2 protein-coding genes are annotated in these 3740 nt (G+C 39.4%); both read right to left on the reverse strand.

The annotated features are described in order from the left end of the window. Positions 1–2063, reverse strand: a 2063-nt coding sequence (locus tag AC3AX0_RS09080; RefSeq protein ID WP_487549979.1) for a glycogen/starch/alpha-glucan phosphorylase, incomplete at its 3' end; no start/stop codon positions are given. A gap of 1 nt (position 2064) precedes the next feature. Then, on the reverse strand, positions 2065–3740 hold a 1676-nt coding region (glgB, locus tag AC3AX0_RS09085), incomplete at its 5' end, for a 1,4-alpha-glucan branching protein GlgB (RefSeq protein WP_487549980.1).

Below are 3740 nucleotides of genomic sequence, written 5' to 3' on the forward strand. Positions count from 1 at the left end.
TCTTCCGACTTTAGCCCGAAAATGAAGATATTATCTTCTCCCACCTTTTCCATTATTTCAACATTTGCTCCGTCAAGTGTTCCCAGTGTCACAGCTCCATTCATCATGAACTTCATGTTACCTGTACCGCTTGCTTCCTTGCTTGCAGTTGAAATCTGCTCAGACACATCTGCCGCTGGATATATGGTTTCACCTAATGTTACATTGAAGTTTTCAAGAAAAACAACCTTCAGGTATTTGTTTGCCTCTGGATCATTGTTCACCTTATCAGCCACAGTGTTTATAAGCTTTATGATCTTCTTTGCAATATGATATCCCGGTGCTGCCTTTCCTGCGAATATGAAGGTTCTAGGATATATCTTAATTTTATCCGTTTTGATCCTGTCATAAAGATATATTATGTGGAGTACATTCATAAGCTGCCTCTTGTATTCATGTATTCTCTTCACATGTACATCGAATATAGAGTCAACATCAAGGTCTATGGACATAGTTTTCTTCACATATGCTGCAAGAATTTCCTTGTTTTCCCTTTTAACTGATTTAAGCATTTCAAGACATTTCTTGTCGGTGCAATGACCGATAAGATCCATCAACTTGTCAGGATTTGTTTTCCATTCTTCTCCAATGGCATTGCTGATTGCATCTGTAAGCAATGGATTGGACTTCATGAGAAATCTTCTGTGAGATACTCCATTTGTCTTTGAATTGAACTTGTGTGGATAAAGTTCATACAACTCCTTGAATGTTTCATTTATTAGAATATCAGTATGGAGTTTTGCAACTCCGTTAACGGATTTCGAGCCTATTATTGCCAGATTTGCCATATGTACAAGACCGTCTCTGAGTATTGAATTTCTTGCTCTCAACTCCCTTGTATCATCGCTGCCTTCTTCCTTGAACCTTTTGTCAATTTCCTCAATTATCATATAAATCCTTGGCAACAGACATTTCATCATTTCCTGAGGCCATGTCTCCAGTGCTTCCGGAAGAATTGTATGGTTTGTATAAGCGCATATTTCATTCACATGCTTCCATGCTTCATCCCACTCCATCCTTTCATGATCCATAAGTATTCTCATAAGTTCAGGTATTGCAAGGGAGGGATGGGTGTCGTTTATCTGTATCTGGATTTTGTTTGAAAGCTCTTTCATATTTTCATTGTTTCTTTTATATCTTCTTCTTATGCTTTTGAGACCAGCACTGACAAAGAAATACTGCTGCTTAAGTCTCAACAAACGTCCTTCATAATTGGAGTCGTTTGGATAGAGAACCTGTGTAATGGATTCTGCATTAGTTTTCTTTCTAAGAGCCTCCATATAGTTTCCCTGGTTAAAAAGATGGAAGTCAAAGGCATCTGTAGTTTCAGCACTCCAAAGCCTCAGAAAGTTTACAATTTTAGAACTGCTGCTGACAATTGGTACATCATAGGGTATAGCCTGTACAGTTTCATAATTCTCATGGTAGGATACTAGTTTCCCTTTCTTTTCAACAGTTCTAATATTTCCGTAAAACCTTATTATTTCAGGCTTTGAAGCCTTCTTTATCTCCCACTGGTTTCCATATTTGAGCCACTTATCAGGCAACTCCACCTGATTACCTTCGTGGATTTTCTGTTCAAAAAGACCATATCTGTATCTTATTCCCATTCCCATTGCAGGTATATTTAAAAAGGCGAGGGAATCGAGAAAGCATGCAGCCAGTCTTCCCAAACCACCATTCCCAAGACCTGCATCCTTTTCCACATCTTCAACATCCTTGATGTCAACTCCAAGATCCTTAAGCCCTTCGGTGACAATATCAAGAACACCAAGCTTCATTAGATTCATTCCAAGAAGCTTTCCAACTAGAAACTCCATCGAAAAATAGTAAAGTCTCTTTTCATTGTTTTCTCTGTTCATTAAGGAATGACTATTCGCCATGTATACAGATGCATGCTTCATGATAAGAGATGCAAGAACAATGTACTTGTCTATGCTGCCGCTCTCCTCGAAGCATTCTCCAGTGATTTCTTTAAATCTTTGCAGATATTCCTGTTTAAATTCATCTTTATTTGTAAACATCTCAACCTCGCTTCCTTGTTTTTCTCTTCTTTATCATAAGTCCAGAAAGTCCCGGTATCTTTATCTTTATAATATTCCTATCGGGATTGAATTCATCCCTTTCAGATTTTATGTATTTTTTGTAGGTGGATCCTGTTCCGTTGTATTTATCATCGTCACTGCTGAGTATGACTCTGTATTCACCTTCCTGAGGAACCTGGATCCATGCATCCTCGTGGACATTTGGAGTGAAATTTAGAACAGTCACAATGAAATCATCAAGACCCCACCTTATATAGGAAAACATGCTCTGATCCCTGTTGTCAGCATCTATCCACTGGAATCCGTCCCAGCTGTTGTCCTGCTGCCATAATGATTTTTCATTCATATACAGTTTGTTCAACCTCTTAACATATTCCCTGTGTGCATCGTGTATTGGATATTCAAGCATAAACCATTCTATTTCCTCATAATATCTCCATTCCATGAACTGTCCTATTTCGTTGCCCATGAAGTTAAGCTTCTTTCCTGGATGTGTCATCTGATACATTGCCAGAACCTTTAAATTCTTGAACTTCTCCTCATAGGTTCCGAAGCTTTTGTCTATTAGATTCTTTTTGCCGTGTACAACCTCGTCATGGGAAAATGGAAGTATAAAATTCTCATTGAAGGCATAGTGCAATGAAAATGTGATTCTATCGTGATCATTCTTCCTGAAAAAAAAGTCATTTTTCATATATGAGATTGTATCGTTCATCCACCCCATATTCCACTTGAAATTGAAGCCAAGACCTCCAGATTCAACAGGTGATGTCACTAAAGGCCAGTCGGTGGATTCCTCTGCAGCCATTATGGCAAAGGGATACTTCCCAAACACTGCCGTGTTCATCTCCTTTAGAAAATCCACACCGTCAAGGTCATCTGTGCCACCCTCTCTGTTTCTGAATATTTCCTCTTCCATTCCGAAATTAAGGTGAAGTATGGATGTTACACCGTCAACCCTCAACCCGTCTACATGGTATTTGTCAAAATAAAATAACGCATTTGATATTAAAAAATTCCTTACTTCGCTTCTTCCGAAGTTGAATTTCTTTGTTCCCCAGTTGGGATGGTCTATATGTCCGTAAAGCTCGGACCCGTCAAAGTTAAGGAGTCCCTGCTCGTCCCTGCAGAAATGCCCTGGAACCCAGTCCAGAATCACACCTATATTGTTCTGATGGCATTTGTCTATTAGATACTTAAGATCATCAGGTTTTCCATATCTGCTTGTGATTGAATAGTATCCCGTTATCTGATATCCCCAGGATCCGTCAAAGGGATGCTCCATGACAGGCATGAGCTCTAAATAGTTGTAGTTCATCTCCTTAAGGTACGGCACAAGCTCATCCGCCAGTTCCCTGTAGTTCAGGTGGCTTTCATCTTCATGCTTCTTCCATGAGCCCGGGTGTATTTCATATATATTCATAGGTCCGTCATAAAGCTTCAGGCCCATTCTCTTCTCAATCCACTTGTCGTCCTTCCATTCATATCCATCCATGTTTGCAACAACGGAAGATGTTCCCGGCTTTCTCTCTGCATAAAAGCCATATGGATCGGACTTTTGAACTGTGGTTCCGTCCTTTTTTAATATCTTATATTTGTATTCCTCGCCTTCTCCAATGTTCTCAAAGAAACACTGCCATATTCCCGTATCTCCTA

It is taken from the genome of Dethiosulfatibacter sp. (assembly GCF_983023055.1).